The 22488-nt window shown below is 63.2% G+C and carries 20 protein-coding genes; 18 read left to right on the top strand and 2 right to left on the bottom strand.

Going from position 1 to position 22488, the window contains the following annotated elements:
* Window positions 1-158: 158 nt before the first annotated feature.
* A complete protein-coding gene (locus ACB032_RS18205; RefSeq protein ID WP_371138490.1) occupies window positions 159-1694 on the bottom strand; it encodes an EAL domain-containing protein in 1536 nt (511 codons plus the stop codon).
* Window positions 1695-2230: 536 nt separating this feature from the next.
* Between ACB032_RS18205 and ACB032_RS18200 the strand changes: the two genes are divergently transcribed.
* Window positions 2231-4159, top strand: coding sequence for an RNase E specificity factor CsrD (locus ACB032_RS18200; RefSeq protein WP_162498745.1), 1929 nt, complete (start codon window positions 2231-2233; stop codon window positions 4157-4159).
* A 75-nt stretch (window positions 4160-4234) separates the two neighbouring features.
* Here the strand turns inward: ACB032_RS18200 and ACB032_RS18195 are convergent, their stop codons facing one another.
* Window positions 4235-5182 carry a 1-aminocyclopropane-1-carboxylate deaminase/D-cysteine desulfhydrase gene (locus ACB032_RS18195; protein ID WP_371138489.1) on the bottom strand — a complete coding sequence of 316 codons (948 nt, stop codon included), beginning with the start codon at window positions 5180-5182 and terminating at the stop codon, window positions 4235-4237.
* Between the two features lie 69 nt (window positions 5183-5251).
* Here ACB032_RS18195 and mshI point away from each other — a divergent pair, with 69 nt between their 5' ends.
* The 17 genes from mshI to mshQ all read left to right on the top strand — a co-directional run bounded on the left by mshI (window position 5252) and on the right by mshQ (window position 22430).
* A complete protein-coding gene (gene mshI / locus ACB032_RS18190; RefSeq protein WP_039212858.1) occupies window positions 5252-6115 on the top strand; it encodes an MSHA fimbrial biogenesis protein MshI in 864 nt (287 codons plus the stop codon).
* A complete protein-coding gene (mshI1, locus tag ACB032_RS18185) occupies window positions 6115-6708 on the top strand; it encodes an MSHA fimbrial biogenesis protein MshI1 (RefSeq protein WP_371138488.1) in 594 nt (197 codons plus the stop codon). The genes mshI and mshI1 overlap by 1 nt, the downstream gene beginning before the upstream one ends.
* Window positions 6708-7355: an MSHA fimbrial biogenesis protein MshJ gene (gene mshJ / locus ACB032_RS18180; protein WP_371138487.1), complete on the top strand. Its 648-nt coding sequence runs from the start codon at window positions 6708-6710 to the stop codon at window positions 7353-7355. The genes mshI1 and mshJ overlap by 1 nt, the downstream gene beginning before the upstream one ends.
* Window positions 7348-7674 (top strand): MSHA fimbrial biogenesis protein MshK, encoded by a 327-nt coding sequence (gene mshK / locus ACB032_RS18175; RefSeq protein ID WP_016349155.1) that lies wholly within the window; start codon window positions 7348-7350, stop codon window positions 7672-7674. The genes mshJ and mshK overlap by 8 nt, the downstream gene beginning before the upstream one ends.
* 70 nt (window positions 7675-7744) lie before the next feature.
* Complete coding sequence (gene mshL, locus ACB032_RS18170) at window positions 7745-9418, top strand: pilus (MSHA type) biogenesis protein MshL (RefSeq protein ID WP_371138486.1); 1674 nt, start codon at window positions 7745-7747, stop codon at window positions 9416-9418.
* Between the two features lie 77 nt (window positions 9419-9495).
* Window positions 9496-10386, top strand: a complete 891-nt coding sequence (gene mshM / locus ACB032_RS18165; protein WP_041216125.1) for an MSHA fimbrial biogenesis protein MshM — start codon at window positions 9496-9498, stop codon at window positions 10384-10386.
* Window positions 10383-11480 carry an MSHA fimbrial biogenesis protein MshN gene (gene mshN, locus ACB032_RS18160; protein WP_371138485.1) on the top strand — a complete coding sequence of 366 codons (1098 nt, stop codon included), beginning with the start codon at window positions 10383-10385 and terminating at the stop codon, window positions 11478-11480. Before mshM ends, mshN begins: the two co-directional genes overlap by 4 nt.
* Before the next feature lie 32 nt (window positions 11481-11512).
* Window positions 11513-13222 (top strand): MSHA fimbrial ATPase MshE, encoded by a 1710-nt coding sequence (gene mshE, locus ACB032_RS18155; RefSeq protein WP_011704368.1) that lies wholly within the window; start codon window positions 11513-11515, stop codon window positions 13220-13222.
* Between the two features lie 53 nt (window positions 13223-13275).
* Window positions 13276-14496, top strand: coding sequence for an MSHA fimbrial biogenesis protein MshG (gene mshG, locus ACB032_RS18150; protein WP_270801616.1), 1221 nt, complete (start codon window positions 13276-13278; stop codon window positions 14494-14496).
* 169 nt (window positions 14497-14665) lie between these two features.
* Window positions 14666-15127, top strand: a complete 462-nt coding sequence (locus ACB032_RS18145; RefSeq protein ID WP_371138484.1) for a hypothetical protein — start codon at window positions 14666-14668, stop codon at window positions 15125-15127.
* A gap of 77 nt (window positions 15128-15204) precedes the next feature.
* Window positions 15205-15876 carry an MSHA fimbrial major subunit MshB gene (mshB, locus tag ACB032_RS18140; protein ID WP_371138483.1) on the top strand — a complete coding sequence of 224 codons (672 nt, stop codon included), beginning with the start codon at window positions 15205-15207 and terminating at the stop codon, window positions 15874-15876.
* A 14-nt stretch (window positions 15877-15890) separates the two neighbouring features.
* Complete coding sequence (locus tag ACB032_RS18135; RefSeq protein WP_039212866.1) at window positions 15891-16322, top strand: prepilin-type N-terminal cleavage/methylation domain-containing protein; 432 nt, start codon at window positions 15891-15893, stop codon at window positions 16320-16322.
* 66 nt (window positions 16323-16388) lie between these two features.
* The gene (locus ACB032_RS18130; RefSeq protein WP_371138505.1) at window positions 16389-16889 is read left to right on the top strand and encodes a type II secretion system protein; all 501 of its coding nucleotides are present in this window, start codon (window positions 16389-16391) and stop codon (window positions 16887-16889) included.
* The gene (locus tag ACB032_RS18125; protein WP_371138482.1) at window positions 16876-17436 is read left to right on the top strand and encodes a prepilin-type N-terminal cleavage/methylation domain-containing protein; all 561 of its coding nucleotides are present in this window, start codon (window positions 16876-16878) and stop codon (window positions 17434-17436) included. Before ACB032_RS18130 ends, ACB032_RS18125 begins: the two co-directional genes overlap by 14 nt.
* Window positions 17436-18257 carry an MSHA fimbrial biogenesis protein MshO gene (gene mshO, locus ACB032_RS18120; protein WP_371138481.1) on the top strand — a complete coding sequence of 274 codons (822 nt, stop codon included), beginning with the start codon at window positions 17436-17438 and terminating at the stop codon, window positions 18255-18257. The genes ACB032_RS18125 and mshO overlap by 1 nt, the downstream gene beginning before the upstream one ends.
* Window positions 18247-18714 (top strand): MSHA biogenesis protein MshP, encoded by a 468-nt coding sequence (locus ACB032_RS18115; RefSeq protein ID WP_371138480.1) that lies wholly within the window; start codon window positions 18247-18249, stop codon window positions 18712-18714. The genes mshO and ACB032_RS18115 overlap by 11 nt, the downstream gene beginning before the upstream one ends.
* A 2-nt stretch (window positions 18715-18716) precedes the next feature.
* The gene (mshQ, locus tag ACB032_RS18110) at window positions 18717-22430 is read left to right on the top strand and encodes an MSHA fimbrial biogenesis protein MshQ (protein WP_371138504.1); all 3714 of its coding nucleotides are present in this window, start codon (window positions 18717-18719) and stop codon (window positions 22428-22430) included.
* Window positions 22431-22488 lie beyond the last annotated feature (58 nt).

The raw sequence follows: 22488 nt of genomic DNA, 5'->3' as shown, positions 1-22488 counted from the left end.
CAATGGTTCTCATCATCAGGGCGGCGTGAGCCGACGGGTAAGGAACAGGGTGGCGGCGCCACACGAGGTGGCGCGCCTGTTCATGATAAGGGGAGTTGTCCGCTCAAGGGAAAATCATTTTGTTGCAAGATATGAGCGGCCGGCCTCGGCAGTGTGGCTCATCGCTCGCCCGTGTGGTTCTGATACCAGGCCAGCAGCCAGATCTTCAGCTTGGTCAGCGCCATGGGCTGTGCATAGACATAGCCCTGGATCAGGTGGACGCCGCGTTGGCCCAGGTAATCCACTTGAGACTGACGCTCGACCCCTTCGGCGATCATCTCCATGCCCGATTCGCGGCCGAAGGCGATGGTGGCATCCAGCACGCTGCGTTTGAGGTCGTCGGTGCCTATGGTGTCGACGAACATCTTGTCGATCTTGATCTGGCGGATGCCGAGCCGCTGCAGGTAGGCGAAGCCGCCATAACCGGTGCCGAAGTCATCCAGCTTGAAGTGGTAACCCTGCTGCTGCAGGGCGCCGATTTCGGCGATCGCGGTCTCGATGTCGGTGATGGGCTTGCGCTCGGTCAGCTCGAAGGTGAGCTGGGCGGGGGAGGGCCAGCCGTGCAGCAGCAGCAGGTTGCGCAGGTGCGGGTGCTCGAGGTGGGCGGCCACTATGTTGACGCTGACCCACTGGCCGGGGGCGAGTCTGGGCAGGTCCGCGATCACCTTTTCCAGCAGCTGGCTGGTCATCGGCAGGATCAGCTGTTGCTCCTCTGCATAGTCGATGAAGGCGCCGGGCGGGATCAGGCCGCCGCCCCGCTGCCAGCGCAGCAGCGCCTCGAAGCCCACCACCTGCTGGCTGCGGCTGTCGACCACGGGTTGATAGAAGGGCACGAACTCGCGCCGTGCCAGCCCGGCCTGCAGCAACCCCTTGAGCGAGCGCCGGTAGTTGCGTAGCCCCCAGTAGGCGGCGACCAGCAGGGCCCCGACCGCCGCGCCGCCCCAGAGCCCGTAGTGGCGGGCCTGCTGCTGGGCGTAGCGCTCCAGCGCCTCGCCCGCCCACAGGGTTTGCCGGATCTGCTCATTGGGGTCGAGGAAACTGAGGCTGAGGCTCTGGCTGCCGGTTTCCTGCTTGATGGCGCTGTCGCCGCGAGGGAAGGTCGGGCTGGCGACTCCCGGCTGCTGCTGGCTGAACTCCAGATAGAAGCAGTTGTGGCAGGGGTACTGCAGCAGGGCGTGGCTCCAGCTGTTGCTCAGCACCCAGTAGACGATGTTGCCGCCGGTGCGGTAGTAAGCGACCAGCTCCTGCTCGGTGTGAAAGCGGGCCATGGTGGCGGCGATCCCGAACTGCTCCTGGCTGGGGTAGGGCGGCAGTTCGGCCGGAGTGAAGGGCAGCTCCACCCCCAGGCTGGAGCAGCCGCCACCGGCGGTGAGCATGATCCCCTGGATGCGGATGTGGCTGTTGTAAAAGCGGGGATCCCGCAGCAGCGCCATGTCCTGCTCACCGCAGTCGAAGCGAAACTGGGTCAGCTGGCTGCGGATGCTCTCATCCAGCGCCCGATGGCGTTCCGCCAGGGCGGCTTCGATCTCCGTCTTCTTCTCCTGCAGCAGCTGGTGGGCCAGCGGGCTGCCGAGCAGCTGGCTGAGGGGCAGGCTGGCCAGCAGGGGCAGGCAGAACAGCAACAGGGTGAGCCAGAGGGGGGAGATGGATCGCAAGGGATACCTGCCTGATGAACGAATGGGATGCATATGAGAGGCATCATCATAGTGCATTAGCTGCATCGATTTGAGCGGAGGGGATCACACTTGTGCAGCAGATTTATAATCTGCTGATAAATAATGGTTTTATAAAATGAGTTGCTGAAGATTCAATCGCTGACCTGTCATAAATGACAATTGTCCAGCTTATCTGAAGTGGCTAGAGTAGCCGTGCGGTTTGACTCACCGTGTGTTCAATACTCCTGTATCTGTTTTTTTGTCAGTAGCACAGAGTGTTAGTTTTGATATGAGTGTTTCTTTTGGTCCCCTTTGTGGGACCATTTTTCTGCCCGCCGTTCAGCCAGTGCACTGAGTTCCCTCCCATCATCCGTCATTTTTTGGCCGTCACCCCGCCCGGGGCTTGGTGTTCTCGTACCGGTTTGGGTATGCTCGCCCGCTTAATTCCAGAAGCGGGATCTTCGTCCATAGGCGCGCTTCGAGGTTGGCTGATACGATGAAGCCACATGGATGTTGTCGGGCATACGGAAAGGCACATGAAACTGACCACTCAGCTTGTCTCGTTTATTACCCTGTGTGTCATTGCGGCCATGGCCATGGTGCTGCTTGGCGGGGTGTTCAGCTTTCGTGAGCTGGGCATGGAGATGCAACAGAAGAAGGTCAACTCGCTGGTCGAGATCATCGACAAGCAGCTGGAGGTGGCCGACGATCATCAGGATCTCACCCGCTGGCTGCCGACCCTGCTGCGCTCTGCCCACGTGGTGGAGCTGGAGATCCGCCAGGACAAGCAGCGGATCTACTGGTTTCGCGACGTGCAGCAGCCGACCGACGAGAGCCTGCTGATCCCCTATCACCAGCCCATGCCCCATCAGCCGGGCATGCAGGCCGACTTCAAGCTGGAGCGGCCGTTCAAGGAGTTCGAGTACTCCATCAAGGCGATGTCCGGCATCTCCCTCGGCGTCTTCATCGTGGTGTTCGGCCTCTGGTACTCTATTCGCTGGCTGCGGTTGCAGTTGCGGGGGGCCGAGCTGCTGGCCGAGCGCGCCCAGCTGATCCTCGACAACAAGCTCACCAAGCTGGCCCATGATCCGGCCGACGAGTGGCCGCAGCCGGCCAGCCAGGCCCTCGACTATCTGCTGGCCGAGCTGGCGGATGCCCGCAAGGAGCGCAGCCGCTTCGACAACTTCATCCGCAGCAACGCCTTCGTCGACAAGATGACCGGCATCGGCAATCGGCTGTTCTTCGACAACCGGCTGGAGAGCGCCATCATGGAGGCGAGCGTGATGAGTGGCGGCGTGCTGCTGATCGAGCTGGCCGGCCTGGAGGAGCTGGATCCCGAGTTGAACGGCCGCCAGAGCCAGGATCTGCTGATGGAGGCGAGCGCCTCCATCGCCACCTTCGTGCGCAAACACAACGGTGCCCTGCAGGCCCGCTATGCCGGCCAGGTGTTTGCCGTGCTGCTGCCCAACATGTCGGAAAGCGAGATGGTGGATGGCGCCAGCCAGCTGCACAAGAGCCTGCAGCGGCTGCACTGGCCCGAGGCGGTCAATCCAGACACCGCCGTCTATCTCGGCGCGGTCTGCTATCAGGCCGAGGACTCCCTGCTCAAGGTGCAGGAGGAGGCGGAGCTGGCGCTCAAGAGCGCGCGGCTGCAGGGCCACACCGGCTGGTTCCTCTACGAGAAACAGCTGGACGAGGAGCAGAGCAGCAAGGGCACGGTGCGCTGGCGTACCCTGATCGGCCGGCGTATCGAGGAGCATGGCATCGACTTCTACGTGCAGCCGGTGCAGCAGGAGCGGGATCAGGTGGTGTTGCAGCAGGATCTGCTGATCCGGATCCACGACGAGCAGGGGCGGGAGCTGCAGGCAGGCGTCTTCATGCCGATGGCGGAGAAGGCGGGGCTGTTGCTGCCGCTGGATCGGCTGGTGGCGGAGCAGACCCTCGGCCTGTTGCGCCAGCGCTCCGAACAGAGCTGCCCCATCAGCCTGACCCTCTGCGCCCAGAGCCTGCTGCACCGGGAGTTTCAGCGCTGGCTGTTCTTCGATCTGTTCCAGCTGCCGCGCAGCACCAACGAGCGCTTGATCCTGCAACTCTCCGAGGCTCAGGTCACCCGCCACTACGAGGCGCTCAAGCGGCCGCTGCGGGCACTGCGCATGCTGGGCTGCCAGCTGGCCATCGACCATGCCGGCCAGGATGTGGTGAGCACCCAGTACATCAAGGAGTTCGAGATCAACTTCCTCAAGCTGCACCCCAGCCTGGTGCGCGAGATCCATACCCGCCAGGTCAACCAGATGGCGGTGCGCAGCCTGGTGGGGGGCTGCGCCAACACCCGCACCCGGGTCATCGCCGTGGGGGTGGAGAGCGGCGACGAGTGGAAGATGCTGCGCCACCTCGGGGTGCACGCCGGGCAGGGCCCCTGGTTCGCCGAGCCGGAACGGCTGGTGCTGGAGCCGGCCGGCGCCTGATGGATGCAAGAGAGGGTCGCCTGGGCGACCCTCTCTTTTTTGTGGCTCAGCGCCGGTATTGCGCCTGGCACGCCGTCACAGGCGCCCCTGCTCCCTCAGCCCCGCCAGCCCCTGCATGCCACCGGTGTGGATGAAGACGATCTTGCTGCCGCGCGGAATGCGGCCTGCCGCCAGCTCGCGAAACAGCCCCCACATCGCCTTGCCGCTGTAGATGGGTTCCAGCGGCAGGCCCGTCTCGGCGCTGAAGGCTTGTACCCATTGCCAGAGCGCCGGACTGAATTTGGCATAGCCACCGTCGTGGTGATCCAGCGCGATCCGCCAGCCGGGCGTGTGGGCGGCGGCAGGATGGAGCCGATGCACCTCGTCGGCGATGAAGCTGCCCCCCTTGAGCACCGCGATGGCGAGGATCTGCTGCGGTGCCCGTTTGCCGGCGATGAGCCCGGCCAGGGTGCCGCCGCTGGCGCAGGGCAGCACCCAGAGATCCGGCGAGAAGGGCACTTCATCGACCAGCTCGGCCACCCCGGGAATGGCCAGCGGGCTGCTGCCCCCTTCCGGCACTATCAGGGTCTCTTCATCCTCGAATTGGGCCAGCCAGGCGGGATCCTGCCGCCGCCGGTAGCTTTGGCGGTCGACAAAAACGAGATCCATGCCCCAGCCTTTTGCAGCGCTCAGAGTGCAGTTGCTGACGGCTTCCGGCTCCCCGCGTATGATGCCGGTAGTGCGCAGGCCAGATTGGCACCCCGCCGCCGCCAGGGCATGGATGTGATTGGAGTAGGCGCCGCCAAACGAGAGCAGATGGCGTTTGCCCTGATCTCGGGCATGCAGCAGGTGGTACTTGAGCTTGCGCCACTTGTTACCCGAGATGGCGGGGTGGATCAGATCGTCCCGTTTGCACCAGAGTTGGACTCCATAGGCGCTCAACAGCGGGTGCGAGACAGCTTGCAGCGGCGAGAGCAACAGGGCGGGCTGCAGGGGCGGCAGCGCCATCGGGGGCGATTGGGGTGACAATGAGTAATCGGTCATTTATCTGGAGGCTAATGCTCTGTTTATGCTAAGGTTTAATCCGTTTTGGGCAGCCAGGTGCGGGTTTCAATGAAACAACTTTTCAGACGTTCGACCCCCAGCCGTCAGGTAGGACTCCTGCTGGCCAGCGATCGGATCATGCTGGCTTCGCTCGGCAACCCGCCCATCTTCGCCACCCGCGCCATCAATGGCCCGCAAGAGTGGCCCCAGGCCATGGCCGAGCTGTTCAGCCGCCACGGCCTCGCCAAGTCTAAGGTGCGAGTCGCCCTCGCGGCCAGCCTTTATCAACAGGTCCAGATCGACAAGCCCGCCGTCCCCGATGCCGAGATGGCCGGTGCCCTGCCCTGGGCGATCAAGGATTATGTCAGTGAATCCGTGCTGCAGCTCGCCATGGATTATGTGGATCTGCCCACCCCGCCGGCGGGTCGGCCGCGCATCAACGTGATCTGCGTGCCCAAGGCACGGGTGCAGCAGCTGGCGGATGCGGTCAACGGCATCGCCAGCCTGGACGCCATCGTCAGCGACGAGCTGGCGATGACCGCGCTGTACGAGCCGGATCAGACGGTGCGCATGCTGCTGTGGCAGCCGAAGGGGCAGGATCTGCAACTGCTGGTGTTCCATCAGGGGGGGCTCTGCTTCTCCCGCCAGTTGCGCGGTTTCGGCGCCCTCACCGGCGAGCATGAGCCTGACGCCATGCTGCTCGATTCGCTGGCGCTGGAGATCCAGCGCTCCCTCGACTATCTGGTGGGCCAGCTCAAGCTGCCGGAACTCGGCCAGATGCAGCTCGCCATCGCCTCGCCCTTCATCGGTACTCTGGTGCGCCACATGGAGCAGACCTTCGGCTTTGCCGTCTCCGCCATGGCCAACAAGGCGATCCTGTCCGGCGTGGAATATCTCTCGGCTTATGCCGCTGCTCTGGGGGAGGATGCCTGATGAAACGCCAGATCAACCTCTACGGCGCCGAGTTTCGGCCCAGACGGCAGTGGGCCAGCCTCAACCAGATGGCGCTGGTATGGGGCGGCAGCGTGCTGTTGCTGCTGTGCGCCGCCGGCGTCATCGCCTGGCAGCAGCACGTTGTCGGGCGCGAGCTGGTGCAGGTGCGGGCGGCGCTGGAGATCAAGCGTGGCGAGGCGCAGCGGCTGGATGCCGAACTGGCCCGCCATCAGGCCGATGGCCTGCTGCAACAACAGCTTGTCACCAAGCAGGAGGAGCTGACCGCCAAGCAGGGCTTGATGCGGCAGCTGGGCAGCCTGGCGCTGCAAAAATCCCAGGGCTATGCCGGGCTGATGGCCGATCTGTCCCGGATCCGCGATCCGCAGCTCTCCTTGCAGCGGATCGAGATCGCCGAGGGTTACGTCAACCTGTCCGGTTTCGCCGGACGCAGCCAGGATGTGCCGGCCTGGGTCAACCGTTTCAAGCAAACCCCGTCGCTGGCGGGCAAGCAGTTTGGTGAGCTGACGTTAAGCCGTGACAAGGAGGGCCGGCTGGCCTTCCAGCTCAGCGGCATCGAGCGGGAGAAGCCCTGATGAGCCTGAAAGAGCAGTGGCAGGCCTGGGCCGACAAGATCGCCGCCCTCAGCCAGCGCGAGCGGGTCCTGATCCTGCTGACCGGGGTGGTCGTGGTTGGCGCCGTTGCCATTTATGGCTGGCTGGATGGGGCCGCGGTGCGGCTGGAGCAGGAGCGGCTGTCGCTGAGCACTGCCCAGCGGGATCTGGAGATCATGGACCTCGAGAACCAGGGCAAGCAGGCCAAACTGGCGCGGGATCCGGATCTGCATGTGCGTACCCAGCTGGCGCAGCTGGATGGCGAGCTGGGCAAGCTGGACGCCGAACTCAAGGCCCAGACGGTGGATCTGATCCAGGCCCACGAGATGCCGGCCGTGCTGGAGGCCCTGCTGTCGCGCTCCGCCAACCTGCACATGGTGGCACTCACGTCGCTGACGCCGGAGCCGCTGATGGCGGGTGAGCAGCGCATCAACCTGTTCAAGCACGGCATCCGGCTCAAGCTGGAGGGCGGCTATTTCGATGTGTATCAGTATCTCAAGGCGCTGGAGGGGCTGCCGCGCCACTTCTACTGGAAGCAGTTTGACTACCAGGTGCAGGAGTATCCCAAGGCGGTGGTGGAGATGGAGATCTACACCCTCAGCACCAGCAAGGAGTTTATCCGTGGCTAGATGGTTTCCCCTGTGGGCGTGTCTGTTCAGTCTGCTGGCCCAGGCGCAGCCCGAGCTGTTGCAGGACCCCACCGCCCCTTTGAGCGGCGCGACCAGCGGCGCCAGTGCAACCGGCCAGCGCGAGGCCGGTCTGCCCAGGCTGCAGAGCATCATGCTGGGCAACGGCCCGGCACTGGCGGTGCTCAACGGCAGCAGTTATCGGGTCGGCCAGCAGGTCGACGGTTATCGTGTGGTGGCCATAGGTGCAGATGCCGTGGTGCTGGAGAAGGGGGGCAAGCGCCAGTCGCTGACCCTGTTTGCCAGCAAGGTCCGGATCTGAACGCGCTCCACCCGGGATGGGCGGAGCCAGGTTTGTCGAGTTTAATTGCAAGTCAGGGTGCACTTATTACATGAAAAAACATCATCTCTGCCTGATCTCCGCCGCCGTGTTGACGGCAGGCTGTACCAGCTACCGGCACCCCGAACCCGTGCAGGCCAAGGACGCACTCAGGCATGCCATGACCGAACAGAACAAGGGCGGGGCGCTGACCAGCGTACCCAAGTCGGTACAGAGCGAACTGCTGCAGCTCAATCGTCCGCCCCAGGCCATCAGCATGCCGGAACCGCGGCTGCGCATTGCTGCCCACGACGTGGATGCGGTGGAGTTTTTCGGCTCCCTGTTCAAGGGCTCCCGCTACAGCGTGGCGGTGCACCCCGGGGTGGCCGGCCAGATCTCGGTCGAGCTCAAGGACGTGACCCTGACCGAAGTGCTGGCGGTGGTGGGCGACATGTACGGCTTCGACGTGCAGCGCAAGGGCAACGTGTTCCACGTCTACCCGGCCGGGCTGCGCACCGAGACCATCCCGGTCAACTACCTGATGATGTCCCGGCGCGGTCTCTCCCGTACTTCGGTCAGCACCGGCGGGGTGGCCTCTAACGACAACAACAGCAGCAATAACAACAACTTCGATAACGCCAACAACAGCACCAACAACAGTACCAGCAACCGCTCCTCCAACGGCAACTCGAACAGCGACAGCAACGGCACCCGCATCGAGACCGACACCAACAGCGACTACTGGACCGATCTGCGCGATACCCTGCAGACCCTGATCGGCAGCGGCGACGGCCGCGCCGTCATCACCAGCCCGCAGGCGGGCCTGGTGACTATCCGGGCCTATCCGAAGGAGCTCAAGGCGGTGCGCGAGTTCCTCAATCAGTCAGATAGCCACTTGAAGCGTCAGGTGGTGCTGGAGGCGCGGATCCTGGAGGTGGCCCTCAACGAGGGTTACGAGCAGGGGGTGGACTGGAGCGGTCTCTCCGCCAGCTGGGATGGCAACAAGGGCATCACCGGCGGTGGTTCGCTGACGCCGAGCACGATTGCCAACACCCCGAACCAGATCTTCAGCGCCCTGGGTGGCGGGGCCGGCTTCAAGATTTCCGACGGCAACTTCAACGTGGCGGTCAATCTGCTCAAGACCCAGGGGGACGTGAATACCCTCTCCAGCCCGCGGGTGACGGCGACCAACAACCAGAAGGCGGTGATCAAGGTAGGGACCGACGAGTATTTCGTCACCAACGCCTCCACCACGACCACAACCTCAGGCACATCGGCACCGATAGTCACGCCCAATGTAGAGCTGACTCCCTTCTTCTCCGGCATCGCGCTGGACGTGACGCCGCAGATCGACGAAGAGGGCAAGGTGCTGCTGCATATCCACCCCTCCGTCATCGACACCGAAGAGCAGAAGAAAACCATCGATGTCGGCACGGCGGATCCCTTGATCCTGCCACTGGCCAAGAGCTCGATCCGCGAATCCGATACCGTGGTGCAGGCCAACAATGGCGACATCATCGTCATCGGCGGCCTGATGAAGACCGACAAGCAGGAGATCGTCAGCAAGGTGCCGCTGCTGGGGGACATTCCCTGGGTCGGCGAGGCCTTCACCAACCGCCGCGAAAGTACCAAGAAGGTGGAGCTGGTGATCCTGCTCAAGCCGACCGTGGTGGAGAAGGACACCTGGCAGAACGAACTGCAGCGCTCCTCCGAGCTGCTCGACAAATGGTATCCGCCCAAGGGCTGAGTCATGATCCTGGACCGGTTTGATCACGTGCCGGGGGCCATCACGGGCTCCCGGGCAGAGAGGGTAGGGGATTGCCCATGTACCTGAACCACTTCGGTTTGCAGGAGGCTCCCTTCGGCCTCACCCCCAACACCGGTTTCTATTACGGGCTGCCCCCGCACGAGGAGGCGCTGCAGGTGCTCAACTGGGCGCTGGCGCAGGGCGAGGGCTTCATCAAGGTGACCGGCGAAGTCGGCACCGGCAAGACCCTGCTCTGCCGCAAGCTGCTGAGCGAACTGGGCTCCGAGGAGCGGCCAGTGCGTCTGGCCTGGCTGCCCAACCCCCATCTCAACCCGGCCGAGCTGCGCATCGCCCTGGCGCTGGAGCTGGGACTGGCGGTGCGGGATCAGAGCGAGCTGGACCTGACCGATCGCATCCATCGCCACCTGATCGCCTTGCATCAGCAGGGGAGCCGGGTGGTGGTGCTGATCGACGAGGCGCAGGCGCTGCCGGACGAGACGCTGGAGGCGATCCGGCTGTTTGGCAACCTGGAGACCGAATCGAGCAAGCTGCTGCAGATCGTGCTGTTCGGCCAGCCGGAGCTGGACGCCAGGCTGGCCAAGCCCCATCTGCGCCAGCTGCGCCAGCGGATCGGCTTCTCCTACTGCCTGCGGCCGCTGCGTTTCGATGAAACCCGGGCCTACCTGGAGCACAGATTGCAGATTTCCGGTTATCGCGGGGCTCCGCTGTTTGGCGGCCGGGCGCTGCGCCAGCTGTGGCGCGCCTCGCGCGGCATTCCGCGACTCATCAACATACTGGCGCAGAAGTGCCTGATGCTGGCCTATGGCCAGGGGGCGCGCCAGATCGACAGCCGGCTGGTGCGGCTGGCCGTGCGCGACACCGATGATGCCCGCCGCTTCGTGCCGCGCCGCTGGTGGCCTCTCGTGCTGCTGCTGGGCTGTGCCCTCGCCTATGGAGTCTGGCAATGAGCGTGATCAATCAGATGCTCAAGGATCTGGAGCAGCGCCAGCAGGGGGGCGAGGGGGCCGTCTATGTGCCACCCGTGCGCCAGCAGGGCTGGTGGATGCTGCTGCTGACCCTGATCTGCGGGCTGGCCCTCGGCATTCTGGGCTGGCGTACCTGGATCTACTGGCAGCAGAGCCAGCGGGTCGTCGAGGCGCGCCAGCTGCAGGTGGCCAGCGAGCCCACACCGGACGCCATCGCCCGTGCGGTTCCCGCAGTGGTGCCGGCCAGTGCAGAACAAGAGCCGGTGGATCAGGTGGTGGCGCTGCCAACCCCGCGCCACCTTGCCGCCCCGCCTACCGCCGAGCCGCAGCAGGCGGAGGAGCGCGCTGCCGATGACGCCGATGTGGCCGCCATCGATGAGGAGGGGCCGAGCGATGAGGAGCTGCAACCCGATCTCTATGCCGAGCTCGCGGCGGAGCAGGAGGCCCCCGCGGCCGCGCCGCGCAAGCCCGGCGTGCTCAAGATAGAGACGGTCAATCTCTCCGAAGCCGAACTGGCCACCCTGGCCGAGCGCAAGGCCACCACCGCCATGGCCAAGGGGCAGCTGCGCGATGCCCAGGACAACTACTATCAGGTGCTGGCCCACGATCCGCGCAATCAGGGGGCGCGCGAGCAGCTGGCGGGCCTGCTCTACGGCGAGGGGCGTTTGAGCGAGGCGAGCCAGTTGCTGGAAGAGGGGCTCAGATTCGATCCCGAACAGGCCGATTTCCGGCTGCTGCTGGCGCGGCTCGCCATCAGCGGTGGCGATCAGCTCAAGGCGCTCGGCTGGCTAACCGGCCATCGACCGGATCTGGCCAGCAATCTGGATTATTACGCCACCTGGGCCGGGCTCAGCCAGGAGCTGGGTCAGCATGCCGAGGCGGCGGATCTTTACGTGAAATTGTTGCGCCAGCAGCCGGAACAGGGCCGCTGGTGGCTCGGGCTCGGGGTGGCCGAAGATGGCCAAGGCCATAGCCAGCGGGCGCTGGATGCCTATCGCAATGCCCAGTTGCACGGCAACCTGGGCGAGGCCTCGACCAGCTGGCTCGAACAGCGGATTGCCCAGCTTACCCCCTGACGGGCGGCCGGGATCACTTTTTTGGAGTTTGCATGGCACAACCCAGACTGAAAATGCGCCTCGGCGACCTGCTGGTACAAGAGCAGATCATCTCGGATGATCAGCTGCAGCTCGCCCTGCAGCAGCAGCGTCAGACCGGCCGCAAGCTGGGCACCACCCTGATCGATCTCGGCTTCATCAGCGAGGTGCAACTGCTGCAGTTCCTCGCCCGCCAGCTGGATGTGCCCTTCTTCGATCTCAACAACCTCACCATAGATGCGTCGGCGGTGCCGCTGCTGCCGGAAGTGCAGGCGCGCCGCTACCGCGCGCTGGCGGTCAACCTCACCGACAACAAGGTGACGGTGGCCATGTCGGATCCGGCCGATTTGAGCGCCCTCGATGCCATCGCGGCGCTGCTGCGCCCGCGGGAGATGGGGCTGGCGGTGGCGCGGGAAGGTCAGCTGCTGGAGTATTTCGACCGCCTCTATCGCCGCACCCGCGAAATAGAGAGCTTCGCCGAACAGCTGCACGAGGAGTATCAGGACGCCGGCTTCGAGCTGGGCTCCAGCAATCTGGGGGCCGGCGACGAGGGGGAGGCGACGGTGGCCAAGCTGCTGCGCTCCCTGTTCGAGGATGCGGTGCAGGTGGGGGCCTCCGATATTCACATCGAGCCGGACGAGAAGGTGCTGCGCATTCGTCAGCGTATCGACGGCATCCTGCACGAGAACATCCTGAGCGAGGTGCGTATTGCCCAGGCGCTGGTACTGCGCCTCAAGCTGGTGGCCGGCCTCGACATCTCCGAGAAGCGGCTGCCGCAGGATGGCCGCTTCAACATGAAGGTGCGTGGCCGCGACGTGGATGTGCGGATGTCGACCATGCCGGTGCAGTACGGCGAATCCGTGGTGATGCGGCTGCTGGACCAATCCTCCGGCATCCTGTCGCTGACCGAGACCGGCATGCCGCCGGAGATCCTGACCCGCTTCCGGCGCCAGCTCAAGCGACCCCACGGCATGATCCTGGTGACGGGGCCGACCGGCAGCGGCAAGACCACCACCCTCTACGGTGCCCTCTCCGAGCTCAACCAGGCCAGCCAGAAGATCATCACGGTGGAAGATCCGGTGGAATACCGGCTGCCCAGGGTCAACCAGGTACAGGTCAATCCCAAGATCGGGCTCACCTTCTCCCACGTGCTGCGCTCCACTCTGCGTCAGGATCCGGACATCCTGCTGGTGGGCGAGATGCGGGACAACGAAACGGTGGAGATCGGCCTGCGCGGCGCCATCACCGGTCACCTGGTGCTGACCACGCTGCACACCAACGATGCGGTCACCAGCGCCCTGCGCCTCATCGACATGGGGGCCCCCGGCTATCTGGTGGCGAGCGCGCTGCGGGCCGTGGTAGCCCAGCGACTGGTGCGGCGGGTGTGCGAGCACTGCGTCGAGGAGAAGGCGCCGGATGAAGGCCAGGCCACCTGGCTGACCGTGCTCTCCGGCGAGGCGCCGGGCCAGCACGTCTATCACAAGGGGCGCGGCTGCCAGAGCTGCAACTTCACCGGCTATGCCGGCCGGATCGGGGTGTACGAGCTGCTGGAGCTGGATCAGCCCATGATGGATTCCCTGCGCCGCAACGACGCCGAAGGGTTTGCCAAGGCGGCCCGCCAGCACCCGCACTACCGGCCGCTGGCGCTGACCGCGCTCGATTACGCCCGCCAGGGGATCACCTCGGTGGACGAGGTGCTGCGGCTGGCGGAGGACCTGGGGTAAGTGATGACCAACTTCATCGGCAATGAATGCGGCCGGCTGGCGCGAGGCACCCCATGAGCAGCTTCGCCTACAAGGGGCGCGACAGCCAGGGCAATGCCGTCAGCGGGGTGGTGGACGCGGCCACCGAGATGGCTGCGGCCGAGCAACTGATGCGCCGCGGTGTGATGCCGACCGAACTCAAGCCAGGCAAGGCGAAGGCGGCCGCCCTCGACTGGTCCCTCTTGCTGGAGCGGGGCGTGCGGCTGGACGAGCTGGTAGTGTTCAGCCGCCAGATGTATGCCCTGACCCGGGCCGGCATCCCCATCCTGCGCGCCATCGCCGGGCTGGAGGAGAGTGCCCACAGCAAGCCGCTCAAGCGGGCGCTGCACGCGCTGGGAGAGGATCTGGGCAACGGCCGGCCGCTGTCGAGCTCGATGCAGGCCCACCCCAGGGTGTTCAGCAGCTTGTTTGTAGCCATCATCCACGTGGGGGAGAACACGGGTCAGCTGGAAGAGGCGTTCTTGCAGCTTGCCAACTATTTCGAGCTGGAGCTGGAAACCCGCAAGCGGATCAAGACCGCCATGCGCTACCCCAGCTTCGTGCTGATTGCCATCGGCATCGCCATGGTGATCCTCAACATCATGGTGATCCCGGTCTTTGCCGGCATGTTCGCCAAATTTGGCGTCGAGCTGCCGCTGGCGACCCGGATCCTGCTCGCCACCTCCCACTTCTTCGTGCACTACTGGTGGGTGATGCTCGGCGTGTTGCTGGCCATGGTGTTTGGCTGGCGGCGCTGGGTGAACACGGTCAAGGGCAAGCTGACCTGGCACAGATGGCAGCTCAAGTTGCCGATCGTCGGCACCATCATAGAGCGCTCCCTGCTGGCCCGTTTTGCCCGCAGCTTCTCCATGATGCTCAAGGCCGGGGTACCGCTCAACACGGCGCTGAGCCTGGTGGCCGATGCGGTGGACAACGCCTGGATGGCGGGCCGGATCCGCGACATGCGGGCCGGCATCGAGCGGGGTGAGAGCCTGCTGCGCACCGCCGGCAGCAGCGGCCTGTTCACCCCGCTGGTGATGCAGATGATTGCGGTGGGGGAAGAGACAGGCCAGGTCGATGATCTGCTGCACGAGGCGGCCGAGTATTACGAGCGGGAGGTGGACTATGACCTCAAGAGCCTCACCGCCCGGATCGAGCCGATCCTGATCGGGATCGTGGCGGTCATGGTATTGATCCTGGCGCTGGGTATCTTCACGCCGATGTGGGACATGATGCGGGCCGTACGCGGCAAGTAAGCCGGTATCTTTACCGTCACTGAGGCGGGGCATGATGCGGGCCGTGCGCGGCAAGTAAGCCGGTATCTTTACCGTCACTGAGGCGGGACATGATGTGGGCCGTACGCGGCAAATAACCGGTCAATGAGGCGGGCGGTATGGGTAAGCGGCAGAGCGTGGAGCGAGATGGGTGAGTCGACAGTCACAACAGGATGATCACTGGCTGGGGAGCTATCGGCGGCTGGCCGTGGGGATCCTGTTGCTGATCATGGTGGCGACCCTGGCCCGGAGCTATCTTGTCCACCGGGAGGAGGCGCTGGCCGTCAGCCTGACCCTGCTGGGGGAACAATTTGCCGAGCGTGCACAAAGGTTGCATGGGCTCTGGCTCGATCAGCGGCGTCCCACCGTGCTGCATGCCGATGGGATGGCCTGGCAGTTTGATGAGCGGGGCTGGCCACTGGGTGCCAGCACAATGATGACGCCGTCGGAAAACTGCCGCTGGCTGTGGGAGCAACTCATCGGTACGGCAGCGTCGACTCAGCCGCCGGTGCAGGCCTTGGCGAGCCTGGATGGCGAAGGGTGCCAGTTCGGCTGGGAGAATAATTGGCTGATTTATCAATTTTCTGACGGCAGAGTGCAACAAAAGCCCTGAATGAGGCTTGTTTTGCGATTCAGCTAAATGATTTTTTTATATCTGCATGAAATAATGCGGGTTATTACGGAGGGTCCATGATAACAACGCGACTGGTACCAAGATATTCCGGTGTGGCGAGCCCCCATCGGGCGGCGGGTTTCTCGTTGATCGAGCTGGTGATCGTCATCGTCATCCTGGGGATCCTAGCGGTCACCGCCTTGCCCCGCTTTCTCGATGTCACGGACGAAGCCAAGAAAGCCAGTGTGGAGGGGGTCTCCGGCGGGTTTGCCACCGGCGTGTCGCTGGTGCGGGCTCAATGGGAGGCCGAAGGGCGCGCCAAGCAGGACAGCCTCAACACCGTGCTCTATGACGGTTCACGTTTTTATCTGACCACGCCGACCGACACCCAGGTCAGCAACGGCGAGCTGTCGCCCGGTTACCCCATGGATACCTCGGCCGGTGGCGGCATCGACGTGGATCCGGCCAACCTGACGGCCCCGCGCTGTCTCAAGATTTGGGAGGGTCTGCTGCAGAATCCGCCCAAGGCTACCGCCAGCTTCAGCGAGGTGCGTGGTAGCGGCAATGACCTGAAATACTATGTCAGTGTGACCAATAACGGCCTGGACTCGGTCTGCCGCTACTATCTGGTCAATAGTTTGAGTAAGGGTAGTGATGGCAAGTATCAGGATCCGCAAGGCAGTACTGATGCATTCATGAGTTTCAGTTACCGTCCGGCTTCCGGTCAGGTGACCACCAATATCAATTGACAGAGGAAAGTAATATGAAAAAACAGGCGGGTTTTACCCTGATCGAACTGGTCATCGTGATCATCATTCTGGGTATCCTGGCAGTGACCGCTGCTCCCAAGTTCCTGAATCTGCAGGATGATGCCAAGAAGTCCGCTGCTCAGGGCGTACAGGCCGCAGTCAGCAGCTCAGCTCAGCTGGTTTACAGCAAGTCAGCACTGGTGGGTGTCGAACGTGATGCCAGCGGTGCTGTGAGCAGCAGCGATGGTACCAGCATTAGCGTTGTCTATGGTTATCCGGCTGCGACCAGCACTGGCATCCAGCGTGCCGTCACCATCGATGGTTCTTGGACTGGTGCCGTGTCTAGCGGTACTTTTGTATTCGCCACCAGCGGATCCAAGTGCACCGTGACCTATGCTCCCGCTACCAGCACAGCTGGCGCCACCACCACTCTGGGTGGATGCTGATTCAGGGTCAGTATCAAGGAGGCGAGGCTTATGCCTCGCCTCCTTGTTTGTGAACAGGGAACGAGAATGCAACGAGGTTTTACCCTGATTGAACTGGTTATCGTGATCCTGTTGCTAGGGATTCTGGCCGCCTTTGCCGTGCCCAAATTGCTGGGCAAAGGCGGCTTTGAAACCCAAACCCTTCGTGATGAGCTGCTGACCCGGCTGCGGCTGGTCCAGACCATCAACATGCATGAACCCGCCGATCGCTGTACCCAGCTGGTTGTAGCTTCCCCCCGTTTTGCCCATCGCACCTATGGCGTCACGGCTCAAACACCTTGCCCGAGCAGCGATCCCTTGACTGGCTGGACTGACAACCAACTGACCCGTGGCCGAGTGGTGAGCGCTTCATCCGGTATGCTGTTCTCTCTGGTTGGTACCGGTAATGGCGGTTTTGTGCTCCGTTTTGATCAGATGGGGCGGCCGCTGGGTGCTTGTGCGAGCGGCTGCACTCTACTGGTGAGCGATGGCCGGGAAACCGGCCGCATCAAGATCGAATCCGAGGGCTATATCCATGAGAGCCCCTGAGCGCGGTTTTACCCTGATCGAGCTGATCGTCGGCATAGTGCTGCTGGCGGTGGCACTGACCGGTATCCTGGGGCTGTTGATCAATCAGGCTCCCCAGGCGGTGGATCCGGTGCAGCAGGTGCGGGCCGCCCAGCTGGCCCAGCGCCTGACTGGCGAGATCCAGCAAACATCGTTCGATGAACAGTCGGATCACAACGGTGGCCGCTATCGTTGCGGCGAGACGGTGGCCGGCGTCACCATCCCCGCCTGCTCGACCCACTATGGCCCGGACGGTGAAGCCACCCCCTACATGTTCAACGACGTGGACGATTTCGATACTGCTGGCAGCTGGAAAGATGCCAGCTTCTACACCCAGAGCGGCGGCATCATCGCCAGCGACGAGTATCGCAACTATCGAGTCCGGATTGCGGTGAGCCCGGTCGATTTCAGCGATGGCAACTTCAAGAGCTGTGTGTCGCCCTGCTCGGTGGGCAAGCGCATCGATCTGCAGGTGCGCCTGCCTGACGGGAGCGTGCTCGACTTCTCCTTCTATCGGGGCAACTACTGATGCGGCCGGCGGGCGGTTTTACCCTGATCGAACTGGTGATGGTGATCTTGCTGCTGGGGATCATGGCCACCTTCGCCAGCCAGTTCATCGGCATCGGCTCCCAGATCTATGGCGATGCCAGCAGCCGCGAGCAGCTGATGAGCGATGCCCGCTTCGCCATGGAGCGGCTCAACCGCGAGGTGCGCGATGCGCTGCCGGGCTCCGAGCGAATTGAAGCCCTGGATGGCAGCTGGGACGACAGCGGCCCCTGCCTGCGTTTCTGGCCCATCAGCACCTCCAGTCGCTATCTTGCACTCAACCGGGCCCAGTCCGGCAGCACATCTACCCTGGAGCTGGTGATGGCGACCCCCGCCTCTGCGGCCAATCCACTGAACCAGGATGCCAATGCGGTCAAGGTGGGGGATCTTATGGTGGTCTTCCCGATGCCGACGTCAGCGACCGGCTCACTGATCAATGGCTGTGAATATGGCCGCTGTGTCGCCAGGGTCACCGAGGTGCTGGCGCCGGTATCGGGGGCGCAGACCGTTCGCTATACCAGTGGCGAGACCCTGGCCGGGATCTCGCCCGGCAGCCGGGTCTATTTTGCCAATCAGCAGGTACGCTACTGTGTGGAAGGAAGCACGATGACGCGATCCAGCGCCGCGATCGATGCCCCTGTTGCAGCGGGTGTGCTGATGGCTGAGTCGCTTCGTGCCGGCAACTTCTATCGGGAGGTCTCGGCCTTCAATGCCGAAGGGGCGTTTGGCGTGCGGCTGGTGTTCGAACGCCAGGGCGAAGCGGTCACCTTCAACCACAAGCTGGGGGTCTTCAATGTTCCCTGAGCGGCGCCAGAGCAAGAAGATGGGGGGCAGTGCCCTGATGATCGCCCTGTTCGTGATCGTGGTGATGGCCATGTTGGCGGCGGTCATGGGGCGTTTTTTGCTCGACAGCAGCGAGAAGAATACGGTGGAGGTGCGCAGCGTGCGTGCCTTGCTGGCGGCCCAGAGCGGGCTGGAAGTAGCGCTATATCGACTGTTCCCCAACCGGACGGCGGCCCAACCTCAGCCACCTGCGGTGTGCGAGCCCAGCAAGCCGATCAGCTTCACCGGCAATTCGGGGCTGGTTGACTGTCAGGCGGTGGTGCAGTGCCGCACCGTGACCACTACCTATAACGGCGTGACGAGCACCGGTTATCGGCTCGAGAGCGTCGGCAGCTGTGGCAACGACAATCTTGATGGCGCCAGTCCAGACTTCAGGGTGAGCCGCACCCTGATGGTCGAAGCGTATGACGGAGGCTGATGATGAAATGGTTGTGGGCGCTGGCCCTCTTCACTAGCCAGGTCTGGGCGTTCGATCCCATAGATACCGGCGCACTTTTCCCGGCCGTGGTGCAGGGCCATCATGGCAACAACAACGATGCCTGCCACCAGATCAACGGATACCAGCTGATCCAGCTCAACAACGCCAAGATCAATGGTAGCGGCGGGCTGCCACTCAACTTCTGCTCCATCCAGCCGGATCAGAACAACACGCGGCGCTGCGACGACGGTGCTGGCGGCTACAAGGTCTGTACCGTCACCGGCAGTGACATTCGCGGGCTGGCGCTGAACGGCAACAACGCTTTCCCCTCCAACAATGCTAATACGACCCAGACCTGCTCGTCCGGCTCACAGAGTGCTTCCAGCGCGGCTTATGACACCATGACGGTGGAAAGCTGCACCATGACTTTCCCCAGTCGCAGCACCTATCAGTTCAAAACGCTGACGGTGCGCAACAACGCGACCCTGGTACTGGGCGAGGGGGATTATTTTATCGACCGCCTGAACCTGGACAACGGCACCATCCGTCTCTCCGGCAGCGGGACCACCCGGATCTTCGTCAACCAGGACGTGAAGCTGGTCAACACGGTCAGTATCAACGCCAACAACCAGGGCAGCCTCATCTGGGTGAACTACAACAACATGGTGATCGACAACAGCACCACGTTTTATGGTTACCTCTATACCGACGGGCTGCTCAACATGAACAACAATGCCACCGTCTATGGCAAGGTGACGGCCGGCTACCTGAAGATGGATGCCCAATCCAGCATCAATACGGCGGTGTTGCCGCCCATGCTGACCTGTTTTGCCGATGGCTTCGACAGCGCCCAGATCAACCCGGACAGCTGGGTGGTCGCCCAGCGCAACAACAGCACCCTGCCATCGGTGCAGAACGGCCGTCTGCGCCTCACCCAGAACATTACCGATCAGGCCACTTCGGCCACCTTCCAGCGCCTCTTCCCGGGGGCTGGCAACCTGGTGACGGTCGAATTCGATCAATACGCCTACAAGACTTCCGGCACGAGCGGGGCGGACGGCATGGCGGTGGTGCTCTCAGATGCCACCCTGACGCCGCAACCGGGGGCCTTTGGCGGCCCGCTGGGCTATGGCTACAAGACAGGGATCAGCGGCTTTGCCGGCGGTTGGCTCGGGGTGGGGCTCGACGAGTACGGCAACTATGCCAACGAGGGGGGAAGTACCAACCTGGGGTCGCGGCCGCAGGCGGTCTCCATCCGTGGTTCGGGGTCGGGCACCTCGGGTTATCGCTATCTGACGGGGACGGCCAGCAACCTGAACCCGCCCGTCGACAGCGGAACCAACAGCAATCGCCCCCATCGCTATCGCATCACGGTCGACTCCCGCTCCGCAGGCAACTCGCTGGCCACCGTCGAGCGGGATACCGGCTCGGGGTATAGCACCCTGGTTGGCCCCATCAACATGACGAGCCAGACCGGTCAGGCGGCGGTGCCGGCCAATTTCCTGCTCTCCCTGACCGGCTCCACCGGTTCGGTGACCAACTTCCACGAGATAGACAACGTGCGGATCTGCGCCCTGCGCTCCAACCCGGTGGGGGTACAGATCGACCACTTCCAGCTCGATCACTCGGGTCAGGCGCTGACCTGCAATCCGGAGACGGTGACGGTCAAGGCATGCGCCGATGCGGCTTGTACCACTCTGATCACCGACCCTGTGACCGCGACCCTGAGTCTGGAGCCGTTTTCCAGCAGCAATGGCTGGGTTGGCGGCAATACGGTGACCTTCAGTGGCGGTTCCACGACTGTTCAACTGCGCAACAACACCGCCACTGCGGTCACCATAGGGGTATCCGGTTCGGTTCCGGCTACCAAGCCGTTTAGCACAACCTTGTGCAAGGCTGGCGCCGGGACACCCAGTGCGGCTGCCTGTACCCTGAATTTTGCCGATAGCGGTTTCTTCTTCGATGTGCCGGATACCTACTCGAACCAGCCGCAGACGGTAGCCATCAAGGCGGTCAAGAAGAGCGACGTGACCAAGCTGTGCGTGCCGGGTTTTGCCAATCAGAACAAGAGCATCAAGTTCTGGAGCAGCTACGTTTTGCCGACCAGCAATAACTTCAATAGCAAGATAAGCGTCAACAGCAGTGTGATCGGTACCGATCTGGGCAGTGCTACCCTGGTGCCGCTTACTTTTGACGCGCAAGGCCAGTCGACCATTACGGTCAAGTATCCGGATGCCGGCCAGATGCAGTTGGATGCCCGCTACGACGGCACGGGCAATGAAGCGGGGCTGGTGATGACCGGCGCCGACCAGTTTGTGGCGCGTCCGGTCGGCTTGTGCATTACGCCCCCGCAAGGCGTCTGCGCGGCAGGGGACAGCAGTTGCCCGGTGTTCAAGAAGGCGGGAGATAGCTTCCAGGTAGACATCAAGGCGATGGCCTGGGAATCGGCCAACGATGGGGATATTTGTGCCGGGAACCAGACCACGCCCAACTTTGTCCTGCCCAAGATTGCCCTGGGCAGCACCTTGATGGCGCCAAACCCCGGCACCAATGCAGCGGTGGGAACGGCTACCTATAACCATGTTCCCGCGAGCAACAGCCTCAACAGCGTTACCCAGACGGTGAGCGAGGTCGGGGTATTCCGGATGACGGCGACGCCACCGGTGGCAACGCCGCCAGAGGGAAGCACTGTATCTACGGGTTATTTCGGCTACACCATCCCTCCCGCCAGCAGCGTGCCGGTGGGCCGCTTCGTACCTTGGGACTTTAATCTGTTCAGCGGGACCGTGACCCCCGCCTGTGGCGGTTTCAGCTATATGAGTCAGCCGTTTGGCGTGAAGATGCGTCTGCAGGCTCGCAATAAGCAGGGCGGGGTGACCCTCAATTACCGCGACGCCTTTGCCAGAGGGCTGGTCTATCTGGTTGGTGCCGACAACAAGGACGGCATCGATCGAACCGATCGGATCGGCAGCCTGGCGACCAACTGGCAGGCTGGCGAGGTCATTTTCGATGGCAGCAGCCGGTTTGCCCGTCTGGCAGAGCGGACGCCGTCGCTCACCACGCCGGAAGAGCCCTTTTTCAAACTACGGTTCGGGTTGCGCGTCATCGATGGTGAAAACCCGTCGATCACGACCCTGACCGGAATGAACATGAACACAGGCGTGTCGGGTGACTGCCAAGTCGGAGTGACCTGCAATGCGAAGCAGCTGAGCATCCCGGCAGTGGTTGATGACACCATGGTTGCCTACTACGGCAGGGTGCTGGCCGGCACGGATCGTGGCGCCGCCAGCGAGCCGCTGTCGCTCTCCTTGCTGATGCAGTACTACCAGAACGGCGCCTGGAGCCGCAATGAAGCCGATGTGTGCAGCACACTCTCGCTGGCCAATGATGGCGTGCTCTTTACCGACGATACCCAGCACTATGATGTGGCCAGTGGCGATCTGGTGTTGGGAACGACGGCCAGGATTAGAGTCGGACTGGGAGCCCCTTCGCCAGGGGCCGTCGTAGGGAAGGCCGACAAGGGAGAGTTGCTGTTCCACTTTGCGGCTCCTCAGTTCGCGGTACGCGTGCCATATAGCATCGTGCTGGAAAAACAACCGCAACAGCCGCGCTGGCTGGCCGATCCGGGGAACCCGAACAGCCTGCTGGGTGAGGCCATTTTCGGCTCCAGCCGGGGTAATGACAGAATTATTTATCGGCGCGAAGTGATGCACTGAGCAGGGAGTTGGGGCGGATCTGTCAACTTCGCCCCCCTATCCCCTTGTTTATTAGCGT

Origin of the sequence: Aeromonas sp. S5(2024), assembly GCF_041403025.1 — a bacterium.
Lineage (GTDB): Bacteria > Pseudomonadota > Gammaproteobacteria > Enterobacterales > Aeromonadaceae > Aeromonas > Aeromonas hydrophila.
The sequence above is the reverse complement of the archived record's forward strand: the minus strand, read 5'-3'. Positions and strand labels throughout refer to the sequence as shown.